This is a genomic window from Streptomyces sp. DSM 42067, from assembly GCF_055792885.1.
Window position 1 is genome coordinate 1524362 of record NZ_CM147706.1, and the last position, 22926, is coordinate 1547287.

Here is a 22926-nt window from a genome sequence, read left to right on the forward strand (position 1 = left end):
GGGTCAGGAGTTCGCGGCCTTGAGCAGGCCCAGCAGGCGGGCGGGGTCGAGTTCGTTGTCGCCTCGCAGGGCCGTGAGGACCTCGCGGAGCCTTGTGGGGGAAGGACTGGCGCCGAGGAAGTCGCGGGTGGCCGGTGGGCCCCACTGGGCGAGTCCGCTCGTCGACATGGGAGCCCACCCGGGCTCGACGTCGCAGGAGAACAGGTCGCCGTCGGCGAAGTGCTCCAGCATGAAGTGGTCGGGGTCGCGCCAGTAGTCGAAGAGCTGGCTGCCCTGGATGTGCCGGCCGATGCCCCAGCTGCGCTGGTAGCCGCGCTCGGCCAGGTACTCGCCGCCGGCGGCGATCGCGTCGAGGTCGGTGATCTGGTAGGCGGAGTGGACGTAGCCGGTGCCGGGGCCCAGGTGCATCGCAAGGGTGTGGTGGTCGACGGCCAGGCTGCCCTGGTCGCAGCGGATGAACGCCATGGTCGGGCCGCGCCCGCGCTGCCCGTCCAGGAACAGGAAGTCGCTGACGATCATGCCGAGCGTGTCCAGGTACCAGTCCAGGGCACGGGCGAACACCCGCGTCTCCAGCACCACATGCCCCAGGCGCTGGATACGGGACGGCTCGCGCGGCGGGCGCTGCGTTGCGTTCGTACGCCGGTGCTCGGTGCCGAAGTTGAGGAGTAGCGGCCGCTGTCCGGGCAGCTCGGGCAGTTCCTCGGCGCAGTGCACGACACGGACCGGGAAGCCCGAGGGATCGAGCAGGTCGACCACCTTGCCGCCGCCGGGGACGTCCGCGTCCCGTACGGCGGAGCCGGTGGCGCGGGCCAGCCGGCCCAGGTCCGCACGCTCGGCCGCGCGGAACGCCGGGCCGATGAAGCGGGACGTACGCCCCTTGCGGATCACCATGCAGGGTGAGCCGGCGAAGGTGCCGCGCAGCCACAGCTCGCGCTCTGTGCGGGCGGCGACGGCGAACCCGAAGTCGCGGGCGAAGACCTCGGCCCGGCCCAGGTCGGGCTTCTCGAACTCCAGCCAGGCCAGGTCGGCCACCTTGATCACGGGGTTCCGTGACCGTCCCGGGTGCTCGCCGCGTAGGGCGCCCTCCTCGCTGTGGAGGTCCTGGTGGGCCGTGTTGACGTCGTGGACGCCGTGGGCGCCGTGGGCGTCTTTGGCGTCGGCCGGGGTCAGGCGGGTTTCAGACATGGTGCCCTCCGAGCAACATTGCCGTAATGAGGAGATCATCAAGTTTGACAGTCTCGTCGTCAAGAGGTGGGCCGCAGAAAGTGAAGGATCCATCAGAACTGCCACCCTCATCGTCGCCGCCGCTAGACTCTGCGTATGCCTACGTCAGCCCCACCCAGCAACCGGTTCGAACGGCGCCGTGCCGAGACCCGTCAGGCGCTCGTCCGCGCGGCCCGGCAGATCCTCGCCAAGACCGGCGACACCAGCGCGAGCATCCAGGCCATCGCGGAGCGCGCGGACGTCGGCTTCGGCTCCTTCTACAACCACTTCGAGTCGAAGACGGAGCTGTTCGACGCGGCGGTGGTGGACGCACTGGAGGAGTTCGGCCGGACCTTCGACGAGCACCTGCACGGGATCGACGACCCGGCGGAACTCGTGGCGGCGGGCTTCCGGCTCAGCGCCCGGATGGCCGAGTCCCACCCCGAGCTCATGCAGGTCCTGCGCCGCCGCGGACTCGGCTACCTCCACTCCGACCAGGGACTCGCGCCCCGCGCCCTGCGCGACTTGGAGGTCGGCGTCGCCTCCGGCCGCTTCTCCCCCGTCGAGCCGACCGTCGCCCTGTCCGCACTGGGCGGAACGCTGCTGTCCCTGGTGGAGCTGAGGTTCGCTCGCCCCGACCTGGACGGTGACGAGGCTGCGGCGAACCTGGCCGAGATGGCCCTGCGCATGCTGGGTGTCCCGCCGGACGACGCCCGCGAGGTCGCCCGGCGCCCGCTGCCCGTTCTCGGCTGACGACGCCAGGCGGGGTTCCTAGACGGAGTCGCTGTACTCCTCGTCCCGAACTTCCGCGGCTGCCGCCGACTCCTCTTGCCGGTGCTTTCCGGCATCCCGGCAGCCGGGCAGGACAGCGAGGACGATCAACGCGCCGGCGGCCATGATGATCCCGCCGACGAGGCTGGTCTGGGCGACACCGTGAGCGAAGGCTTCGTGGACGGCGTCCACCACGGCCTGAGCCTGCTGCGGTCCGCCGGACGGGTCCTGGGCGATCCGCTCGGCGACCGCCAGACCGCCGCCCACCGAGTCCTTGGCCGTCTCGATAGCCGCGGCGGCCAGCCGGTTGCCGACCAGATCGGTCAACTCGTCCCGATAGGCCGTCCCGAGCAGCGAGCCCAGCACCGCGATACCGAGGGAGCCGCCGAGTTCCAGCGCGGTGTCGTTGGCACCGCCACCGACGCCCAGCTCCGACTCGGGGAAGGAATCCATGATGGTGTCCGTGGCCGGGGACACGCTCAGACCGATCGCGAAGCCGAGCAGCATCATCGGCGTCAGGAAATCCGTGTACGTCGAGCCCTTGTCGACCTGCGTGAGCAGGAAGACTCCGACGGTGCCGATCACCATGCCCGCCACCACCATCGCCTTCATGCCCAGCTTCGGGGTCAGGCGCCCGGTCACCGCGGCGCCGACGAAGACGGCACCGGCCAGCGGCAGCAGTCGTACGCCGGTCTCCAGCGGGCCGTAGCCGAGGACGAACTGCAGGAACTGCGTGGAGTAGTAGATCGCCCCGAAGGTGCCGAAGAAGAAGAACAGCACCGCGAGCATGGAGCCACTGAAGGGCCGCAGCGCGAACTTGCGCACGTCCAGCATGGGGTGCGGGTGCCGCAACTCCCAGGCCACGAAGGACAGCAGGCCCACGCCCGCGACGGCTGCGGCGGCGATCGGGCCGGTACCCCAGCCGAAGTGCGGGCCCTCGATGGTCGCGTAGACCAAGGAGCCGACGGAGACGATCGAGAGCAGACCACCCACGTAGTCGATGCGGCCCATGCCCTCTGCCTTCGACGGCGGCACGAGGGCCAGCGCGCCGACGACGGCAACGACCGCGATAGGGACGTTGATCAGGAAGGTCGAGCCCCAGGCGTGGTCCTCCAGCAGCCATCCGGCGACCAGAGGGCCGGCGGCGATGGCGAGACCGGAGGTGGCGGTCCAGGCCGTGATGGCCCGGGCGCGCTCGGCCCTCGGGAAGATCGCGACCAGCAGTGACAGCGTGGCCGGCATGACGACGGCGGCGCCGACGCCCATGATCGCGCGAGCCGTGATGACCAGCTCGGTCTCGTCGACCAGACTGCCCATCACCGACCCGCCCGCGAAGACCACCAAGCCCACGATCAGCGCACCGCGGCGGCTGTACTTGTCGCCGATCGAACCCAGCACGAGCATCAGCGCGGCGTACGGAACGGTGTAGCCGTCGATGACCCACTGCAGGTCGCTGCTGCTCAGGCCCAGATCCGTCGTCATGTCCGGCGCGGCCACGATCAGCGACGTGTTCGCCATGACCACGATCAGCAGGCTCAGACACAGCACCAGCAGGGCCCACCAGCGCCGTGAGTACGGCCCGGTCATCTTCTCGACAGGTGTGTTCGCGAGGAGGGGCATAGAAGGCTCCTAGAGGACGAGTTAATTGCCCATCGATGTGCAGGCTAGTTTCTTGCCCATCAATGTGCAAATATCGCGGTGGCCGTTCACGCTCCCCAAGGCACCGAGGTATCGATGTGACCCGCCAACCAGCGCCACACGGACCACAACGCCGTACGGCGCCCATCACGCGCACCCGCATCCTTGAGGCGGCCCGTCGGGAACTGGGCCGCAAAACCCCGACAGCGGCCTCGCCGACATCGCCGAGGCCGCCGACGTGGCGCGTCGCACCGTCACGTCCTCCCCCACGCTCTCGGCTGCGCTCGAACAGGGGGACCCCCATCGCCGGCCGGGCCGCGCTCGTCGAGGGACTCGCCGCGGACGCTGCGGAAGCGGTACGCCCCGCGGTCGCCGTCAACCGCACTCCAACCCCGGCCGCCGCGACCGCCCTGGCACGCTTCGTCCTCACCCTGTGGCCGGTCGGCGACCGCTACCGCACACTCATCGGACTCGCCCGCCAGGACCCAGGGCCCGACCGGGTGAGCGAACTTCTCGCCCCGGCCGGCGACACGGTCGCCGGGATCCTGACCCGCGGCCAGCGGCAGGGCGTCTTCCACACGAGCGTGCCGTCCGGCCCCGCTCAGCAGAGCCCTCGAAGCGCACCTGCTGGCGCTCCTGGACAGCGTCAACTCCGGGATCTGGGCCGACGAAGGCACGGGCGTCGCCACTGCGGCCCTGATCGCCGCGGGAGTCAACAGGGACGTCGCGGCCTCCAAGGTTCACCGTCTGCACGGCACCGGGCAGGCACCATCACCCCGCTGAAGGAGAACTAATGCACCAGCCCCAGTACGGGTACGGCGATGACGTCATGTACCAGTCAGACGAGCGGTACGAGTGGCACGAACCGTACGAGCCGTACGAGCCCCGGAAGCGCCGACGACCGGGCGTCATCGCCACCGCCGCCCTGCTCACGCTGATCTTCGTCCCCGTCGCGGTCGACCGCGTCGCGGCAGCGCGTGTGGAGGCGCGTACGGCCAAGGCGTTCCAGGAAGGCATGAACACTCCCCTGCCGCCCGAGGTCCACGTCCGCGGTTTTCCCGTTCTTACGCAGTTGGCCTCCGGCACCCTGCGGCACGTGGACATCACCGCGCACGACATACCCGCCTACGGGTCCACCCGCCCGCTGCCGGTCACCGAACTCGCCCTCGAGCTGGACGGACTACGGAAGTCCGATGACGACTCCGAGGCATGGGCCCGCTCGGCGGAGGCGACCGCCTATCTGTCGTACACGGACGTGTCCAACGCCCTCGGCCTGGAGGTGTCACAAGGCTCCCGCCCCGGCCAGATCAGAGCGAGCATCCTGCTGCCGTTCGGCGACGAGGTCACCGTGACGACGACCGTCTCGGCGACCTCGGGCAACCGCATCAAGTTCGGGAACTTCCAGGTCACGGGCGGTGCACTGCCTGCCGCTGGGCAAGCGGTGCTCGACAAGGTCTTCGAGAAGCCGATCCAGTTGCAGAACATCCCCGAGGGCCTGCACCTGCGCTCGGTCACCACCACGGCGAACGGACTCAGCGCCCGTTTCTCGGGCGAGTCGGTGACCTTCCGCCCGGACGGCGCGTCTCAGAACCGGTCGACGCAGGACGACTCGTCGTATCGGAACGCGTAAGAACCATCGCGAGCCCTCAGCCGTCCGCAGGCGGCTGAGGGCTCCGTGATGTCCGGCTTCGGCCCGGTCTCACGAACCGCTCGTCGTCGAAGACGGCGCAGTCGCCGTGTCGTCATCAGTCCCCGACACGTCGTCCGACGACCGGTCACTTGCGTCCTCCGTGACGACGATCACGGTGCTTCCCGCCGCGACCTCGCTGCCCGCCTCCGGGGTACTCGACGTCACCACGGCGTCGGACGCCTGGGAATATCCGGAGGCGACGGCGACCTGAAGGCCCAGGGAGCCCAGTTCGCCCTGGACCTCGGCGAGTGTCCTGCCGACGATGTCGGTGGGAATCTGGACGGTCTCCACCGCCTTGGCGACCTGGACGTCGACCGCGGTGCCGGTCTCGACTTCCTCGCCCTCTGCGACGCTCTGTCCGACCACGGTCCCGGACTCGGCGCCGCTGTCGACTTCGGTTGTGTCACCCAGTTTCAGGTCGTGCGCGGCCAGCAGTTTCCGGGCCTCGCTCAGGGTGCTGCCGGTGAGGTCCGGGACCGTGGCCTTCTCGGGCTCCTTGGCGACCGTGAGGGTGACTTCGGTGCTCTTCTCGACCTTTTCTCCGCCGTCCGGGTCCTGCTTGAGGACGGTTCCGGCGTCTTCCGTGGACTCGACGTGCCGGGCCTTCACCTTGAAGCCCTTGTCCTCCAGGATCCGGACCGCGTCGTCCTCGTCCTTGTCCGTGACATCGGGCACCTCCAGCTTCGGTGCACCGGTCGAGACGGTGACCGAGACGGCTTCCCCCGTGGCGAGTTCGCCGTCCGTCGGACTTTGCTCGCAGACGTGGTCCTTCGGCTGGTCGTCACAGGGTTCCCGCTTGTCGACGGTGACCGTGAGGCCCACGTTGTCCGCCGTACGCCGGGCCTCTTCGAGGGTCTGGCCGACCAGGTCCGGAACGTCCGCCTTGCCGTCGTCGGCCGTGCCACGGCCGAACATGAACCAGCCGAGCACAAGCGCCATGACGGCGACGGCAACGCCCGCCGTGATCAGCGCGATGGCTCCCTTGCGGCTGCCGCTCCCGGTCTCCTCGTCACCGTCGCCGTACGAGTCGTCGGCCCCCGCCACCTGAGGCTCGGCGACCGCCACGGGTACCCCCGTCCCGAGGTACGCCTCGACGTCGGCGAGCATCTCCTCGGCGGACTGGTAGCGGTACGCGGGGTCCTTCGCCAGAGCGCGCAGGACGATCGCGTCCACCTCGGGCCCGACCTCGGGGTTGTACAGGCCAGGCGGTCGCGGGGCCTCCTGGATGTGCTGGTACATCACCGCCATCGGCGAGTCGCCGGCGAACGGCGGCCGATAGGTGAGCAGTTCGTAGAGCAGACAGCCCACGGAGTAGAGGTCGGACCGGGCGTCGATGTCATGTCCCAGCGCCTGTTCCGGCGAGAGGTACTGGGCGGTGCCGATGACGACGGACGTCTGCGTCATGCCGACGTCCCGCGCATCGCGGGCGATCCCGAAATCCATGACCTTGACCTGGCCGGTCCGGGTCAGCATGACGTTGGCCGGCTTGATGTCCCGGTGCACGATGCCGTGGTGGTGGGAGTGGGCGAGGGCTTGCAGGACACCGGCCACCATCTCCAGGGCACGCCGGATGGTCAACGGCGGCCCGGAGTGCAGAGCCTCGCGCAGGGTCATCCCGTCGACGTACTCCATCACGAGATAGGGCAGCGGAGTTCCGGCGCCCGGCCACGCGCCGCCGTACGCCGTGTACTCGTCCTCGCCCGTGTCGTACACCGCGGCGATGGCGGGATGGTTGAGAGACGCCGTGGACTGGGCCTCCCGGCGGAACCTCGCCTGGAAGGTCGGGTCCTGGGCGCGGTCGGCTCGCAGGGTCTTCATGGCGACGGTGCGGTCGAGCCGAGTGTCGTATGCGAGGTGCACCTCGGCCATGCCGCCGGAGCCGAGTCGCGTGCGCAACTCGTACCGGCCGCCGAGGACGGGCGCCGGACTCGGCTGCGCGGTGTACCCGTCCTGGGCGTACCCCGGATGCGAGAAGGTCAGATCGTTTGGTCCGCCGAGGTTCACTCGCTTCTCCACAAAGGGTCGGAAGTCTGGGCCGGGGGCACGGTTCGACAACGCGCCACCTCACGAAGCCAGGAGCACGAACAGATAATTGCACATCGACGGGCACTTATCTTCAGTGTCGAAGACAGATGACTGAGAGGCTGCTCACGGGCTCGCGGTCCGACCGCTGCACCACCGCAACGGCACAACAAGACCGGACAACTCTGCCCCGGCGCTCCACGCCGGGGCAGTCGAAGCCGTATGGAAGGCCGTGCAACGGCTCAGTCGTCGGCAGCAGCCTCCGCGACCACCGTCGACGCGACGTCGTCGACCACGACACGTGCCTGCTTCTCCGGCACCCCGGCCGCGATGAGCGTGGCGACGGCGACCCGGGTTCCGTCGTCCTGCAGTGCCCCTGTATTGACCGTCTCCAGCAGAGCGACCGTCATCGCTTCCAGTCCGGCACTCAGCACAGCGGGCGGAAGATGGGTGTGGAAGACGCCGTCCCGCTGTCCTCGCTCCAGGATGGCCGTGGTCTCGTCGCGGGCCGGTGCCAGGATCCCGGCCACCCGTTCGGCGCCCAGGTCCCGCTGGGCCAGCGCCAGGAGCATCCGGTAGCGATCCCCTACGGGCCACATGGAGAACACGAAGTGCGCGAGCGCCCGCTCGGCCGGCTCCGTCGGCTTCGCTCCGGCTGCCACCGCGCTCTGGAGGGTCTCTGAGGCTTCCTCAGCAAGAGCCTCCAGCAGCGCCGCGCGTCCGGGGAAGTGACCGAAAAGGGTGCGCCGTACGACACCGGAGGCTCGCGCCAGTTCCTCCAGGGTGATGTCCGGGTTCCGCCCGAGCTCACGGCGGGCCGTGGCCAGGATGCGAGCCCGGTTGGAGCGCGAATTGCGTCGCAGCGGCTCGCGGGCCACGGGCTTGGTCACGGAAAACCTCGGTGGATCGGTGCGGAAATCGACGGAGCAGGACGAACGGCGTCATCCATTCTGACACGCACAACCTCAGCGCGATCTGGAGCCGGATCTCGTCCGGGTCAGTGACTGCGGAGACTGCCTACGGGTTCATGATCGTGCCGATGCGGCCCTCGGCACCAGGGACCACTGGGCCCATCGGAAATCCACCGCCACTCCCTGCCGCCACGCCGAGGGGCATCCCATTCCCACCCCCGGCCCCGACTTCGTACGGCAGCCGGTCCCGCTCAGGGCCAGCACGGACGACCCTCAACACGCGATCCGAGTCGCGCCCGACAGGCGTTGGGGCAGAGCAACAGAGCCACACGCCTGATCGATCTGACGATGCGTCGGCTGGTGTGCAGGGTCCGCGACCGTCCTCGGCAGACGTTCCGCGAGCAGGTGCCCGATCCGCAGGACGGGGTGATCTTTCGGATGACGAGTGGGCTCGGCTGGAACCGGATCTGCCTGAGAACCGCGGTCGGGGCGGGCATTGGCAATGTCACCGCCGTGTGATCAACGGGCGCATTCGACTTACGTCACTCACACTTCACCGGCCACCGATATTCCACGCATATGCAGATGCAGCGGCGGAACCCGTGGAGGGCAGCCGACATGGGAGGCCCGGCGCCTCTCAGACGGCACTCGAGGCATCTGATGACTCGTCAATAGAGTCAGCAAAGGGTCAGCAAGTGTCTGATCAGACCTGGTCACAGACGCCAACACCTGCAAGTCACGCCCCCGCACCCAAGCCGATCACCACCAAGCGCCACGCTCCCCTCGGCCGGTCCGGCCGGGGGGACGCAGAAGGCATCTTGCAGCGATGCATCCAGGACGCATCGCCCCAGGTCAGCGCACCCGACCCCGTGGTTTCAGCGGCACCGGCGGCAGTTGGGGAGCAGGCAGTCGACCCCCGTCATAGCCCTTCACCTCACCGAAGCGGGAGCCCTCCATCCAGTCTCTCCGGGCCGCTTCGATCTCCTCCTGCGTCCGGCCGATGAAGTTCCACCACATGATGAGCTCCTCCTCGAACGGCTCGCCGCCGAGCAGCATCAGACCCGCGTCCGACTCGGCGCGCAGGGGCAGTTCACTGCGGCCGCAGCCCAGGTACAGCATCGAGCCGGGCAGGACGGGGACGCCGTCCACGTGTGCCTCGCCGGACATGGACAGCACCGCGTACTCGAAGTCGGGCTCCAGCGGAAGGCGTACGTCGGTGCCGCTTGTGAGGGCGAGGTCGGCGCCGACGATCGGGGTGTAGGTCGAGCCCGGTGAGGTGGCGCCGTCGAGGGAGCCGAGGATGAGCGTGGCGGTGAGGCCCGGGGCCGTGACGGTGGGGAGGTCCGGGTGGTACTCGAACCGCGGGGTGATGTGCCGGTGGGTGTCGGGCAGGGCCACCCACAGTTGTGCACCGTGCAGGAACCGTGGATGCCGCCCCGGGCTCTCCTCCGAGTGGCTGATCGCCCGTCCGGAGGTCATCAGGCCCAGTTCGCGCGGGCGGATCGTCTGGAGGCTGCCGGTCGAGTCGCGATGAAGCACCTCGCCGTCGTGCAGCCAGCTGACCGTCTGCAGGCCCATGTGCGGGTGCGGCGGGACCTGCATGCCCGGTTCGTCGGCGATGTCGTCGGGGCCGTAGTGATCGACGAAGGCCCAGGCGCCGACCATGCGGCGGCCCAGGTTGGGCAGCAGACGGCGTACCTCGGTGGACTCGCCGAGCTTGACCCGCCGGGGGCTGAGGAGTTCGCGCACCGGCTCGGCGACGACGAATCCTCGGCCACCGCAGAGGGCGGGAACCGCCTCGCGGTCGAGATTGCTCATGGCGCCAACCTAGACCTGCCGGGCGCCCCGCGTCAGTTCGCGCCGATGGTGGAATTTTCAACTGTCAGCAGTGGTTACGGACGGTCGAGGAGGTCGAAAGCCGACATGGAGAACGTGGAGTACACGGAGTATTACGGGCACGGGACGGCCGCGGAGCGCTGGGAGCGTGCGCGGATGTTCTTCGACGCCAAGGAGTTCGCGGCTGCCGCACGGGTCCTCGACGGCCTGGTCGCCGAGGTCCCGGAGCAGGTCGCCCCGCGACTGCTGCTGGCCCGCGCGTACTACCACTCGGCCCAGCTGCGCCGCGCGGAGACAGAGCTGCGGGCGGTCCTGGAGCGCGATCCGGTCGAGACCTACGCGCGGCTGATGCTGGGCCGGACGCTGGAGCGACAGGGTCGCGACGCCGATGCTGCGCCGCATCTGCGGATGGCCGCGGCGCTGTCGGGAGACTTCGCGCCGGAGTAGCCGGAACAGGCACGAGTAGACGGCGGCGGAGTCACAGATGGCACGGGCCCACACCGGGCCCGTGCCGTCGCGTGCTTCCTCCGCTTCGCTGCTTGCAAGTCCTTGTCGCCGCCCTTGTCGTAGGTCACCCATTCGCCGGTCTTCGTGCCGGCGTTGCACGGCCCCTCGGTCCAGCAGGTTCCCGTTGTCATGCCAACGGCGCCAGGGGCCGTGCTGTCGGCCGTCCACAAGAGCGCCCTGCTGCAGAAAGCCGCGCCCCTCGCGCCACCACACCCATGCGCCGTCGGGCACACCGGCCTTGTAGCTGCCCTTGGCCTTGACCCGGCTATTGCGGAAGCAGAACGTCCACGGGCCGGTGCGCCAGCCGTCCGCGTATGCGCCCTCGCCCCGACAAGGTCCCGTACTTGAAGTGCTCCTGCGCCATGGGGACAGCATGGAAACGGGCGGCTACGCGTCCCGGTAGGCCTCCAGCAGTCGCAGCCACACCTCGCTGATCGTCGGATACGACGGGACCGCGTGCCACAGGCGGTCGATCGGGACCTCGCCGGCGACCGCGATGGTCGCCGAGTGCACGAGTTCGCCGACGCCCGGGCCCACGAACGTGGCGCCGAGCAGTACCTCGCGATCGAGGTCGACGACCATGCGGGCGCGGCCCCGGTAGCCGTCGACGTAGAGGCCGGCGCCCGCCACGGCGGCGATGTCCTGGTCGACCGCGCGTACGCGGTGGCCGGCGCGTTCCGCCTCGGCGAGGCTGAGGCCCACCGCGGCCGCTTCCGGGTCGGTGAAGACGACCTGCGGGACGGCGGCATGGTCTGCGGTGGCCGCGTGCGCGCCCCAGCGGTCCGTCTCGAGCAGCGGCACGCCCTGCGCCCGCGCGGCGATCGCCGCGCCCGCGATCCGCGCCTGGTACTTGCCCTGGTGGGTCAGCAGTGCGCGGTGGTTGACGTCCCCGACCCCGTACAGCCAGGAGCTGCCCTCGACGCGGCAGCTGTCGTCGACGGTCAGCCACGACCCGGGCTCCAGGCCGACGGTCTCAAGGCCCAGGTCGTCGGTGCGCGGCGCGCGACCGGTGGCGAAGAGGATCTCGTCGGCCTCGATGCGGTCGCCCCCGGACACCTCGACGGTGATCGTGGACCCGTCCCGGGTCACCGCGGTCACGGACGTGCCGGTGCGTACGTCCGCACCGGCCTCCTTGAGCGCCTCCGCGACGAGCTCACCGGCGAAGGGCTCCATACGCGGCAGCAGCCCCACGCCGCGTACGAGCACCGTGACCTGGGAACCGAGCGCCTGCCAGGCCGTGGCCATCTCGACGCCGACGACTCCCCCACCGACCACCACGAGCCGGCCCGGCACATGGTCCGCGCTCGTGGCTTCGCGGCTCGTCCAGGGGCGCACCTTGTCCAGGCCGGGCAGGTCCGGGAGGACCGCGCGGCTGCCGGTGCAGACCGCCACGGCGTGCCGGGCGGTGAGCAGCTGCTCCGTGCCGTCGGGGGCGGTGACGGCGACGCGGCGAGGGCCGTCGAGACGGCCGCGGCCGCGGTAGAACTGCGCTCCGATGCCGTCCAGCCAGGCGACCTGCCCGTCGTCCTTCCAGTGGGCGGCCTCCTCGTCCCGGTGCGCGAGAACGGCCGGTGTGTCGAGCGGGCCCTGCACGGCCCCCCGCAGCCCCGGCGTGCGCCGGGCGTCCGCGCGGGCGATGACCGGCCGCAGCAGGGCCTTGCTGGGCATGCACGCCCAGAACGAGCACTCGCCGCCGACGAGCTCGCTCTCCACGACCGCGGTGCTGAGCCCCGCCGCGCGCGTTCGGTCCGCGACGTTCTCCCCCGTCGGCCCCGCACCCAGCACTACGACGTCATACGCGATGGCTTCCGTCATACGGGCCAGTCTGGTGCCAGGTGTGCCGCCTGGCCACATGGGTACGTGCGCGGAACACGCGGAATACGCCATCTACGCGCGCGGTTGTGGACAGCCGTATACGCCCGGTAGTCGACAGCGGCTTCCCCTCGACCGGAAAGCCGCCGGCCACGAACCCCCGCGGCCACGAACCCCCACCAGCCACGAACCCCCACCAGGAAGAGGGAACAACCCATGAGCAGCAGCACCGTGGAGCTGACGAAGGACAACTTCGACCAGATGGTCACGGACAACGACTTCGTGCTGATCGACTTCTGGGCGTCCTGGTGCGGGCCGTGCCGGCAGTTCGCCCCGGTCTACGAGAAGGCCGCTGAGGGCAATCCCGACCTGGTCTTCGGCAAGGTCGACACGGAGGCCCAGCCGGAGCTGGCCGCGGCCTTCGGTATCCAGTCCATCCCGACCCTCATGATCGTCCGGGACCAGGTCGCGGTGTTCGCCCAGCCCGGGGCGCTGCCCGAGGCCGCACTGGACGACGTCATCGGGCAGGCCCGCCGCCTGGACATGGACGCGGTCCGCAAGTCGATCGCCGAGGCGGAGCAGCAGGAGCAGCAGGGCTGAGCGCCCGAGTCACCCGCCGTTGTGGCGCCGGTCGACGCCACAACGGCAGGTGACAGCTACGCCGGAACAGGCCGCGCCATCAGAACGGATAGCCCGCCACATCCCCGCGCACCGTCGTCCAGCGCACGTCGGTGAAGGCCTCCAGGTTGGCCTCGCCGCCGAATCGGGCGCCGGTGCCGGAGGCCGCGATGCCGCCGAAGGGCGCCACCGCCTCGTCGTTGACGGTCTGGTCGTTGATGTGGGCGATACCGGTCGGAATGCGCTCGGCGAGGTCGAGACCGCGCGCGGTGTCGCGGGTGACGATGCCGAGCGACAGGCCGTACGGGGTCGCGGAGGCGAGCGCCGCCGCCTCGTCGGCCGTCGTGAAGGACCGCACCGGCGCGACCGGGCCGAAGACCTCCTCCGCGTAGGCGGGCGTGTCGTCGTCGACTGCGGCGAGGACGGTGGGCCGGTAGAAGAGCTCCTGGTGCGTGCCGCCCGCGGCGAGCTTGGCTCCGCGCGCCGTGCTGGCCTCCACCAGGCCGTGGATCTTGGCGAGCTGGCCCTGGTCGATGATCGGGCCGAGGTGGACCTGCTCGCGGTGGGGGTCGCCGACGGCGAGTGAGTCGGCCTTGGCGGCGAGCCGCTCCACGTACTCCTCGTACAGCGAGGCGTGCACGAGGTGGCGGCCCGTCGTCATGCAGATCTGGCCCTGGTGGAAGAAGGAGCCCCAGGCGGCGGTGGAGATCACCGCGTCGATGTCGGCGTCCTCGAGGACGACGAGCGCCGAGTTGCCGCCCAGCTCCAGGTGGACGCGCTTGAGGTGGCGTCCCGCGGCCTCGCCGACCGCACGGCCCGCGGCGGTGGAGCCGGTGAAGGAGATGACCGGCACGTTCGGGTCGGCGACGAGCGCCTGACCCGCCTCGGGACCGCCGGGCAGCACGTGCAGCAGATCCTCGGGCAGCCCTGCCTCGGCGAAGACGGCAGCGAGCGCCAGGCCACCGCACACGGCGGTCCGCGGATCCGGCTTGAGCACGACGGCGTTGCCGAGCGCGAGGGCCGGGGCGACCGAGCGGATGGACAGGATCAGCGGCGCGTTGAACGGAGAGATGACGCCGACCACGCCCACCGGGACACGGCGCGTGTACGACAGCCGGGGCGCCTCGGTCGGCAGCACCTGACCCGTCGGGCGCGACGCCAGGGCGGCGGCCTCGTAGCACTCCTGGGCGGCCACGTGCAGTTCGAAGTCGGCCTTGCCCGGGATGGAGCCGGACTCGCGCACGATCCATTCGCGCAGTTCGTCGGCGTGCGCGGCGAACAGGTCGCCGGCGCGGCGCAGCACCGCGGCGCGCTGGAAGTGCGGGGTGCGGGCCCAGGCGGTCTGGGCGGCACGTGCGCTGACCGCGGCCGCCGTGACGTCCTCGGCGGAGGCGAGCGTGACGGAGGCCAGGGTGTCGCCTGTGGCGGGCTCGGTGACGGCGTACTCACCTCCCGACAGAGGCCGGGACTGCCAGGTGTTCGGGTCGAGCAGGGCCATGACGGCTCTCCGATCGGTCACAGGTCGTCGAGGGGAAGCCCGTTCGCACATCGGAAGTCCCGTGTGGCTCGGGGCCGGTTCGGCGGTTGCGAGGCGGGATGCCGCGATACGCCGCGGGCGCGCGAAACATACGCGGTGCTCTCAGGCATCCCCCCTGGTTGAGCATGCAACATGTTAGTCATCCCGTTCGAAAAGCGTGTCGCCTGCCACACTCTCCGCCGGCGTAATTCGCGGTAACAGCCGAGGAGTTCCGGCGAACCGGACGATGATGCACGTACGTGCCGCGCACCACGGCCTCCGGCCGCGTCGTGGCACCTGGGTGCACGCTCACGTCGAGTCGCGCTGCGCGGCGGTTCACGCCGACTCGATGTGCACGGCGTTCACGCCGACTCGCGGTGCACCGCGGTCACGTCGAGCACCTTGTGGACCTCGGGCGGCGCGCCGGGGTCGCGGACGGCGCGGTCGACGATCTCCGCCAGCTCCCTTCCGGAGGGCAGCTCGATCCGTACGGTGCTCAGCCGGGGACGCAGCAGCCTGCCGAGCATGAGGTCGTCGGCACCCATCACTGCCGTGTCGTCCGGCACGCCGATCCCCTCGTCCTGCAGGGCACGCATCAGCAGCATCGCGTACTCGTCGTTGTACGCGAACACGCCGTCGAGGGCGAGGCGCCGCCATCGCCCTGCGAGCCGGGCAGCCGACGCCTCGTCGTAGGCGAGCGGCAACTCGGTGACCTCCGCGCCCGTGCCCTGTGCGGCACGGCGTACGCCTTCCAGACGCGGCAGCGAGTAGGCCTCCAGGCCCGGCTCCTCAGGAACGACGACCCCGATGCGGCGCCGGCCGCGTGCCAGGAGATGCTCGCCGGCACAGCGGCCGACCGTGCGCTGGTCCATGAGGACCGCGTGGGCACCCTCGGTGGGCTCCTGGGCCAGGGTGATGACGGCCCGCACGCCGGAGCGCTTCAGGACGTCGACGCCCAGGGGCCCGAGGCGCGCGCTGAACGTGCTGAACATCAGCACGGCGGCCGGCCGCAGCTCCGCCCAGGCCCGGGCGGCCTGGTCGCCGCTCTGCCCGGCACTGCCGAACTGCACGACGGTGTAGTCGAGACGGCTCAGCGCCCAGTGGAGTTCGTGGAAGAGCCCGCTGTACAGAGGGCCGACGGCCACCTCCGGGGCCGGCAACAGCACCATGCGGGTGTGCCCGGCCCGCAGACTGCGGGCCGCCGCATGCGGCACGTAGCCGAGCTCCCTGGCAGCCTCGTGGACCCGTCGCCGGGTGGGCTCACTGATCCGCACGGAGCTGGTGTTGTTCAGTACGTACGACACGGTGGCCCGTGAGACCCCGGCAAGCCGCGCCACATCGGCACTTGTCGGGACGGCCCGCTGCACGACCCGACGGGGAGCGGACCGCTGCGCGGTGCCCGGGCCGTCCGCGGCACGTGGGGCCGACCGCTGCGCGGTGCCCGGGTCGTCCGCGGCACGTGGGGCCGACCGCTGGGCCGTTCCGGAGCCGTGGGCGCTGCGCGGGGCGGTTGGCTGGGCATGTGCGGAGCCGGGCACGGACGGAGGCGGCGCGGGCGGCCGCATGGTCCGGGGTGGCGTGGGCGGCCCCCCGGCGTGGCGCGACTCGGCCTGGGGGCGTGACGAGGGGGGAGCCTGCACGGCGTGGTGCCGGGCAGGGCTCGGTGCGGAATCGGGCGATTCCACGTCGTCATCCGGCGTAGCGCCGAATGGCTGCTGTGGTACGGACTGCTCAGGTATCTGCACCATGACGCGAGGCATCTTTCCATGCCCGAAGCCGGACTTGAGCCCCATACCGAAGGCGGACTTGAGCCCCCATGCCGAAGGCGGACTTGAACCCCATGCGACGGGCGGACTTGAGCCCCATGCCACGGGCGGCCTTACGCGCCAAGCCCCAAGCCGGGGCTTGCCCCGCGACGCCGCCCCCCATTTGCCGGTCGGTTCTAAGGCCCGCGGACAGGTGAGGAGTTGACATCAGGCAGCGGGGCCGGCGTACGACGAGTGCGCCGACCCCGTCGTCGAGGACCCGGTCTTCGTGCCCAACGGGTCAGGTTCTAACGTGACCCGCGTGACTGACTCCACCGCAGACCCGCGCATCGACGACACCCCGGGCCGCACCGGCCCGACCGCGACGACCGAGGCCGAGCCGCGCCGGGTGGGCCGGGTGCGCACCGAGTACTCGCCCGCCCACGACGGCGACCCGGATCCCGGTGAGATCGTGTGGACCTGGGTGCCGTTCGAGGAGAACGACGGACGCGGCAAGGACCGCCCCGTCCTGGTCGTAGCCCGTGAGGCGGCCGGCACGCTGCTCGCCGTACAACTGTCGAGCAAGCGCCACGACCACGACCGGGAGTGGGTGCCGATCGGCAAGGGGCCGTGGGACCGCGAGGGCCGCGACTCGTGGGTGAACATCGACCGAGTGCTGCGGGTGCACGAGCACGGGATGCGGCGCGAGGCCTGCGCGCTGGACCGGATGCGTTTCAACCTGGTGGTGCACCGGCTGCGGGAGCGTTACGGCTGGCGCTGACCTCTTCCGTACGACCTGTCCCCACGGGCGAGGCCTCTCCGTACGACCGGGTCCCTCGGGCCAGCTCCCTCCGGGCGACCGGCGCTGCGGACGCGTTACGGCCGCCGCACCGGCCCGGCGCACGAGAAGGCCCGCTCGAAGGCGGCACGGGTGGCCGTGCCCCGTGTGCGGTCCAGGACGGCGAAGACGACGTGCTCGAAGTACCCCGCGAACCGGCCGCCCTCTCCCCCGTCCAGGAGCGCGCGGAACGCCCCGGCCACCTGTACCGGGTCGTTCCGGAACACGCCGCACCCCCAAGCGCCGAGCACCAGCCGCCGGTAGCCGCATGCCACGGCGGTCTCGAGCACCCTTTCCGCGCGTCCGGCCAGGGCGCGCGGTATCTCGGCGGCCCGCTCCGGGGCCCGCCGCAGAACGACCCCGGCGTTCGGCGCGGGCGATGTCAGAAAGCCCACGCGGTATGCCGTGTCCAGCAGCTGCCCGCGGTCGTCGCGGAAGACGGGGACGCCAGGCGAGTGGATGACGCGGTCGCTGTAGAAGGGGTCGCGGTCGGCGCGGTGGTGGTCGTAGAACGCCCGGGCCCGCAGCAGACACGCGTACAGCGCAGACGCCCTGCACAGCGCCTCCTCCTGGGCCTGCGCGCCGTTGAGATAGCCGCCGCCGGGATTGCGGGCGGACGCGAAGTTCAGCACGGCGACCGGCCCGTCTCCGCAGGTCGTGAGCCGTCGCGCCGCCTCCAGGCTGCTCTCCCCTGTGACCTCGATTACCGTGGTGGGAGCGGTGACCGTCACAACGGCAGGGTCCATCGGTACCGGACCCGGCCCGTATACCCGTGTGCCGTCCCGGGCGGCCGCCACCGCTGCGGCGATCGACACCTCGCGGCCCGCCGGTCCGAAGTACGAACCGGCCGCGACGATCTCCTCGGTGTGCTGTGCGATGCCGCGCAGCCGGGCACTCACGCCCGGTCCCCCGTGTCCCCCGACTTCTTCATGAACGCATCGTGAGCGCCTCATGACCCCCCGCGCAACAGACTTTCTCCGTACCAATCCGACTCTGGGGGCACTCTTGTGCGATCCGCTCAGGGGGATTTGGGTAGGACGAGCGCTGCCGTTCCGGCCCACCCATGGCCGGAGCGGCTGCATGGTTCCCGACCGGGGAACCAGGCCGACCTGAAGATCAGGAGGATCCCGGCATGTCCGAGGGAGACTGTACGGGGGTCGCCCCGATGGTCACCGAGGCCGAGGTGGAGGCGCTGGTCCACGGCATCTGTTTCAAGACCGGCCCGCCTCGTTCCATCGGTGTCGAACTGGAGTGGCTCGTCCACGACGTCCATGGCTTCGACAATGCCGGTGGCTACACGCCACGGCAGCCCGTATCACCCGCCCGCCTCGAAGCGGCCTACGCCGTACTGCGGGCCCTGCCCCTGCACTCCCCCCTCACGGTCGAACCCGGCGGTCAGCTGGAGCTCAGCTCGCTGCCCGCCGCGTCCCTGATGGAGTGCGTCACCGCCGTGTCGGCCGATCTGTCGGCGGTGCGGACGGCACTCCGCCCCCTCGGTCTGGCCCTCACCGGGCTCGGCACCGACCCGTGGTGCCCGCCGTCCCGGCTGCTGCACGAGCCCCGCTACGACGCGATGGAGAAGTATCTCGACCGTGCGGGGACCGCGGGCCGTCACATGATGTGCTCCTCGGCATCCGTGCAGGTCTGCCTGGACGCCGGATACGAGGAGCCGGGCCCGCTCGGCCACGGCCGGCGCTGGCGGCTGGCGCATCTGCTGGGGCCCGTGCTGGTCGCCGCGTTCGCCAACTCGCCGCTGAGCGAGGGACGTCTGACCGGGTGGCGGTCGACCCGGCAGGTGCTGTGGGCCGACATCGAACCCGGGCGGTCGGCGGCCCCGCCGCTGGACGGGGATCCGCGGACCGCGTGGACCAGACATGTGCTGGACGCGCCCGTGATGTGCATTCGGGCGGACGACGGGCCGTGGACCGTGCCGAAGGGCCTGAGCCTGCGGGCGTGGACGCGCTCGGGCAAGCCGCGCCCGCCGACCCGCGAGGACGTCGACTACCACCTGACGACGCTGTTCCCGCCGGTACGGCCGCGCGGTCATCTGGAACTGCGCATGATCGACGCCCAGCCCGGTGACCACGGCTGGATCGTTCCGCTCGCCGTGACGACCGCGCTGTTCGACGATCCCGAGGCGGCCGAGACCGCGTACCGAACCGTCAAACCACTGGCCGAACGGGCGGGCCCGGGGCCCGCGCCGCGCAACGAGCTGTGGCTGAGCGCCGCGCGGCAGGCCCTCCACGACCCGGAGCTGCACGAGGCCGCCGTCACCTGCTTCGCCGCCGCCCAGGAGGCGCTGCCCCGCCTCGGTGCCGACGAGGCCGTACGGGACGCCGTGGCCGCCTTCAACGACCGCTACGTCGCCCGGGGCCGCTGCCCCGCCGACGATCTGCTCGACATGCCCGACCTGCCCGACCCGCTCGACCGCTGTCACGTGCACGGGAAGGACGCCCGCCCATGACCGAGACCGTCGCGACCCACGACCAGGATCCCGAGGCGCTGCGGAAGCGCGCCGTCTCCGCGCTGCTCACCGCACGCGAGCGCACCACGCTGCTCACCGGGTGCGTCGAGGACCCCGATCTGACCGCGCAGCACTCACCGCTGATGTCCCCGCTGGTGTGGGATCTCGCCCATATCGGCAACCAGGAGGAGCAGTGGCTGCTGAGGGCCGTCGCCGGGCAGGAGGCGATGCGGCCCGAGATCGACCCGCTGTACGACGCGTTCGAGCACTCGCGCGCGGAGCGGCCCTCGCTGCCGCTGCTGCCGCCCGCCGAGGCCCGTCGCTATGCGGCGGATGTGCGCGGCCGGGCGCTGGACGTCCTCGAGCGCACGCCCTTCGAGGGTTCCGCACTGACCGATGCGGGCTTCGCGTTCGGGATGATCGCGCAGCACGAGCAGCAGCACGACGAGACGATGCTGATCACGCATCAGCTGCGCAAGGGCCCGGCCGTCCTGTCGGCGCCCGACCCGGAGCCCCTGTCATCGCCGTACACCGGACCGGCCGAAGTCCTCGTCCCCGGTGGCCCGTTCACCATGGGCACCTCTACCGAGCCGTGGGCACTGGACAACGAGCGTCCCGGTCATGTCCGGCTCGTCCCGCCGTTGTTCATCGACACGACTCCCGTGACGAACGCCGCGTACCAGGCCTTCATCGAGGACGGCGGCTACGACGACCCCCGCTGGTGGGCGCCGGAGGGCTGGGCGCACATCAAGGCCCGTTCCATCTCCGCGCCGCTGTTCTGGCTCCGCGAGGGCGGGCAGTGGCTGCGGCGGCGCTTCGGGGTGACCGAGGCCGTGCCACCGGACGAGCCGGTGCTGCACGTCGGCTGGTACGAGGCCGACGCGTACGCGCGATGGGCGGGGCGGCGGCTGCCCACCGAGGCCGAGTGGGAGAAGGCCGCCCGTCACGACCCCGCGTCCGGACGTTCCATGCGCTACCCGTGGGGCGACGCCGATCCGACGCCGGACCGCGCCAACCTGGGCCAGCGCCATCTGCGTCCTGCCCCCGCGGGCAGCTACGCGCTCGGTGAGTCCCCGCTCGGCGTACGGCAGTTGATCGGCGATGTGTGGGAGTGGACAGCGAGCGACTTCCTGCCCTATCCGGGGTTCGCGGTGTTCCCGTACCGGGAGTACTCGGAGGTGTTCTTCGGGTCCGAGCACAAGGTGCTGCGCGGCGGTTCGTTCGCCGTCGACGCGGTGGTCTGCCGCGGCACGTTCCGGAACTGGGACTATCCGATCCGGCGGCAGATCTTCTCGGGCTTCCGCACCGCCCGGGACGTCACGCCCGCGGACGGGGTCGCGGACGACCTGGTGGGCGGCCGGATGGACGGCCGCGCGGAAGGCGCCGCGAACGGCCCGTCGGGAGGTGCCTGATGTGCCGACATCTGGCGTATCTGGGGCCGCCCGTGCCGTTCGGCGATCTCGTCGTGGCGCCGCCGCACGGACTGTACCGCCAGTCGTGGGCGCCACGGCAGCAGCGGCACGGCACCGTCAACGCCGACGGGTTCGGAGTCGGCTGGTACGCGGAAGGGGATCCGGTGCCCGCGCGTTACCGCCGGGCCGGGCCGGTCTGGGGCGACCTGCCGTTCGCGGACCTCGCGCGGGTCGTGCGCACCGGGGCGCTGCTCGCGGCGGTACGGGACGCGACCGTGGCGAGCGCCGACGCGGAGGCCGCGGCAGCGCCGTTCGCCGAGGGCCCCTGGCTGTTCAGCCACAACGGCGCGGTGACCGGCTGGCCGCGCTCCCTCGCCGTACTCGCCGGGGAGCTGCCGCCCGCCGAACTGCTCGCGCTGGAGGCCCGCAACGACTCCGCGCTGGTGTGGGCGCTGGTCCTGCACCGGCTGCGGAACGGTGACGAGGCGGGCCAGGCGCTGGCCGAGACAGTCCTCGAGGTGGCGGCCGCCGCGCCCGGCTCGCGCCTCAACCTCCTGCTGACCAACGGCGAGGCGATCGCCGCGACCGCCTGGGGCGACACGCTCTGGTATCTCGCCGAGCCGGGCCGCCGCACGGTCGTGGCCTCCGAGCCGTACGACGACGACCCCTACTGGCGCGAGGTGCCCGACCGGACGCTGCTCGCCGCAAGCCGCACCGACGTCCTGCTGACGCCGCTGAAGGAGCCGCAGGAGCCGGAGTACCCGCAAGAGCATCACCAGGTACCCCCGGGGACCGATCTTCACGAACCCCTGAAGACCGAGGAGCCGACCGCGTGAGCCCGTTCCAACTCACCCGCACCCTGCCCGAGGACGCCACGGACGCGGCCCTGCGCGCCGACGTCCTGCACGGCCTCACCCGTACCCCCAAGACGCTGCCGCCCAAGTGGTTCTACGACGCGCGGGGCAGCGAGCTGTTCGAGGAGATCACCGAGCTGCCGGAGTACTACCCGACGCGCGCCGAGCGGGAGATCCTGCTCGCCCGTTCCGCGGAGATCGCCGGGGCCACCGGGGCCCGCACACTCGTCGAGCTCGGCTCCGGCTCGTCCGACAAGACGCGCCATCTGCTCGACGAGCTCCCGGACCTGCACACGTACGTTCCGGTGGACGTCAGCGAGAGCGCTCTCAAACAGGCCGGTCAGGCGCTCCTCGCCGAGCGGCCGGAGCTGAACGTCCATGCCCTGATCGCCGACTTCACGCGCGGCCTCACGCTGCCGGACACGCCCGGACCGCGGCTCGTCGCGTTCCTCGGCGGCACCATCGGCAATCTGCTGCCCGCCGAACGCGCCGAGTTCCTCGCCTCCGTACGCTCGCTGCTGGCGCCCGGCGACGCACTGCTGCTGGGTACGGACCTGGTCAAGGACGAGTCCGTTCTCGTGGCCGCGTACGACGACGCGGCCGGGGTGACGGCGGCGTTCAACAAGAACGTCCTGGCCGTCGTCAACCGGGAACTGGGCGCCGACTTCGACCCGTCCGCCTTCGCCCACGTCGCCCTGTGGGACCGCGACAAGGAGTGGATCGAGATGCGCCTGCGCGCTCTGCAACCGCTCTCCGTGAAGATCCCCACGCTGGATCTGGCGGTCGATTTCGAGCAGGACGAGGAGCTGCGCACGGAGATCTCGGCGAAGTTCCGCAAGGACGGCGTCCGGGCGGAACTGGCCGCCGCCGGGCTGGAGCTGGCCCGCTGGTGGACGGATACGGCGGGACGGTTCGCGTTGTCGCTGAGTCTGGCGCGGTGAGAGTCCCGGAGCCTGCGCGGTAAGAGTCCCGAAGTCCGGCGCGGTAAGAGTCCCGAAGTCTGGCGCGGTGAGAGTCCCGAAGTCTGGCGCGGTGAGAGTCCCAGCCGGCGACGGATGTGCCGCGGCCATGGCCGCCGAGCCGGTCCCG

18 protein-coding genes are annotated in these 22926 nt (G+C 71.1%); 9 read left to right on the forward strand and 9 right to left on the reverse strand.

The features are described 5' to 3' along the window. Window positions 1-3 precede the first annotated feature (3 nt). Window positions 4-1185 (reverse strand): VOC family protein, encoded by a 1182-nt coding sequence (locus ACSMXV_RS07295; RefSeq protein WP_473176898.1) that lies wholly within the window; start codon window positions 1183-1185, stop codon window positions 4-6. Window positions 1186-1320: 135 nt separating this feature from the next. Here ACSMXV_RS07295 and ACSMXV_RS07300 point away from each other — a divergent pair, with 135 nt between their 5' ends. Then, window positions 1321-1956 (forward strand): TetR/AcrR family transcriptional regulator, encoded by a 636-nt coding sequence (locus ACSMXV_RS07300; protein ID WP_473176899.1) that lies wholly within the window; start codon window positions 1321-1323, stop codon window positions 1954-1956. Window positions 1957-1974: 18 nt separating this feature from the next. Here the strand turns inward: ACSMXV_RS07300 and ACSMXV_RS07305 are convergent, their stop codons facing one another. Further along, entirely contained in the window at window positions 1975-3594 is a 1620-nt protein-coding gene (locus tag ACSMXV_RS07305) for an MFS transporter (RefSeq protein ID WP_473176900.1), read from the reverse strand. 811 nt (window positions 3595-4405) lie between these two features. Between ACSMXV_RS07305 and ACSMXV_RS07310 the strand changes: the two genes are divergently transcribed. After that, window positions 4406-5242, forward strand: a complete 837-nt coding sequence (locus ACSMXV_RS07310; protein WP_473176901.1) for an LmeA family phospholipid-binding protein — start codon at window positions 4406-4408, stop codon at window positions 5240-5242. Between the two features lie 69 nt (window positions 5243-5311). Here the strand turns inward: ACSMXV_RS07310 and ACSMXV_RS07315 are convergent, their stop codons facing one another. From ACSMXV_RS07315 to ACSMXV_RS07325, 3 genes are all read right to left on the reverse strand, one after another. Continuing rightward, complete coding sequence (locus tag ACSMXV_RS07315; protein WP_473178848.1) at window positions 5312-7198, reverse strand: Stk1 family PASTA domain-containing Ser/Thr kinase; 1887 nt, start codon at window positions 7196-7198, stop codon at window positions 5312-5314. Window positions 7199-7566: 368 nt separating this feature from the next. After that, window positions 7567-8214: a TetR/AcrR family transcriptional regulator gene (locus ACSMXV_RS07320; RefSeq protein WP_473176902.1), complete on the reverse strand. Its 648-nt coding sequence runs from the start codon at window positions 8212-8214 to the stop codon at window positions 7567-7569. Window positions 8215-9087: 873 nt separating this feature from the next. Beyond that, window positions 9088-10053 (reverse strand): pirin family protein, encoded by a 966-nt coding sequence (locus tag ACSMXV_RS07325; RefSeq protein ID WP_473176903.1) that lies wholly within the window; start codon window positions 10051-10053, stop codon window positions 9088-9090. A 105-nt stretch (window positions 10054-10158) separates the two neighbouring features. On the opposite strand from ACSMXV_RS07325, the gene ACSMXV_RS07330 reads away from it, so the two are divergent. Continuing rightward, a complete protein-coding gene (locus tag ACSMXV_RS07330; protein ID WP_220136720.1) occupies window positions 10159-10518 on the forward strand; it encodes a tetratricopeptide repeat protein in 360 nt (119 codons plus the stop codon). A 447-nt stretch (window positions 10519-10965) separates the two neighbouring features. On the opposite strand, the gene ACSMXV_RS07335 is transcribed toward ACSMXV_RS07330, so the two are convergent. Further along, on the reverse strand, window positions 10966-12393 hold the full coding sequence (locus ACSMXV_RS07335) for a dihydrolipoyl dehydrogenase family protein (RefSeq protein ID WP_473176904.1): 1428 nt from the start codon (window positions 12391-12393) through the stop codon (window positions 10966-10968). Between the two features lie 213 nt (window positions 12394-12606). Here ACSMXV_RS07335 and trxA point away from each other — a divergent pair, with 213 nt between their 5' ends. Continuing rightward, entirely contained in the window at window positions 12607-12990 is a 384-nt protein-coding gene (gene trxA / locus ACSMXV_RS07340; RefSeq protein ID WP_181865656.1) for a thioredoxin, read from the forward strand. A gap of 79 nt (window positions 12991-13069) precedes the next feature. Here trxA and ACSMXV_RS07345 read toward each other — a convergent pair whose 3' ends face one another. Then, window positions 13070-14506, reverse strand: coding sequence for a benzaldehyde dehydrogenase (locus tag ACSMXV_RS07345; protein WP_181865740.1), 1437 nt, complete (start codon window positions 14504-14506; stop codon window positions 13070-13072). A 380-nt stretch (window positions 14507-14886) separates the two neighbouring features. Further along, complete coding sequence (locus tag ACSMXV_RS07350; protein ID WP_473178849.1) at window positions 14887-15891, reverse strand: LacI family DNA-binding transcriptional regulator; 1005 nt, start codon at window positions 15889-15891, stop codon at window positions 14887-14889. 691 nt (window positions 15892-16582) lie between these two features. On the opposite strand from ACSMXV_RS07350, the gene ACSMXV_RS07355 reads away from it, so the two are divergent. Further along, window positions 16583-17050 (forward strand): type II toxin-antitoxin system PemK/MazF family toxin, encoded by a 468-nt coding sequence (locus tag ACSMXV_RS07355; protein ID WP_473176905.1) that lies wholly within the window; start codon window positions 16583-16585, stop codon window positions 17048-17050. A gap of 95 nt (window positions 17051-17145) precedes the next feature. Here the strand turns inward: ACSMXV_RS07355 and ACSMXV_RS07360 are convergent, their stop codons facing one another. Beyond that, window positions 17146-18006 carry a TIGR02452 family protein gene (locus ACSMXV_RS07360; RefSeq protein WP_473176906.1) on the reverse strand — a complete coding sequence of 287 codons (861 nt, stop codon included), beginning with the start codon at window positions 18004-18006 and terminating at the stop codon, window positions 17146-17148. A 233-nt stretch (window positions 18007-18239) separates the two neighbouring features. Between ACSMXV_RS07360 and egtA the strand changes: the two genes are divergently transcribed. The 4 genes from egtA to egtD are packed head-to-tail and all read left to right on the forward strand — an operon-like array spanning window position 18240 to window position 22778. Further along, entirely contained in the window at window positions 18240-19571 is a 1332-nt protein-coding gene (gene egtA, locus ACSMXV_RS07365; RefSeq protein ID WP_473176907.1) for an ergothioneine biosynthesis glutamate--cysteine ligase EgtA, read from the forward strand. Next, entirely contained in the window at window positions 19568-20983 is a 1416-nt protein-coding gene (gene egtB / locus ACSMXV_RS07370) for an ergothioneine biosynthesis protein EgtB (protein ID WP_473176908.1), read from the forward strand. The genes egtA and egtB overlap by 4 nt, the downstream gene beginning before the upstream one ends. Further along, the gene (egtC, locus tag ACSMXV_RS07375) at window positions 20983-21819 is read left to right on the forward strand and encodes an ergothioneine biosynthesis protein EgtC (protein ID WP_473176909.1); all 837 of its coding nucleotides are present in this window, start codon (window positions 20983-20985) and stop codon (window positions 21817-21819) included. Before egtB ends, egtC begins: the two co-directional genes overlap by 1 nt. Beyond that, window positions 21816-22778: an L-histidine N(alpha)-methyltransferase gene (gene egtD, locus ACSMXV_RS07380; RefSeq protein WP_473176910.1), complete on the forward strand. Its 963-nt coding sequence runs from the start codon at window positions 21816-21818 to the stop codon at window positions 22776-22778. Before egtC ends, egtD begins: the two co-directional genes overlap by 4 nt. The last annotated feature ends 148 nt before the right edge of the window (window positions 22779-22926 follow it).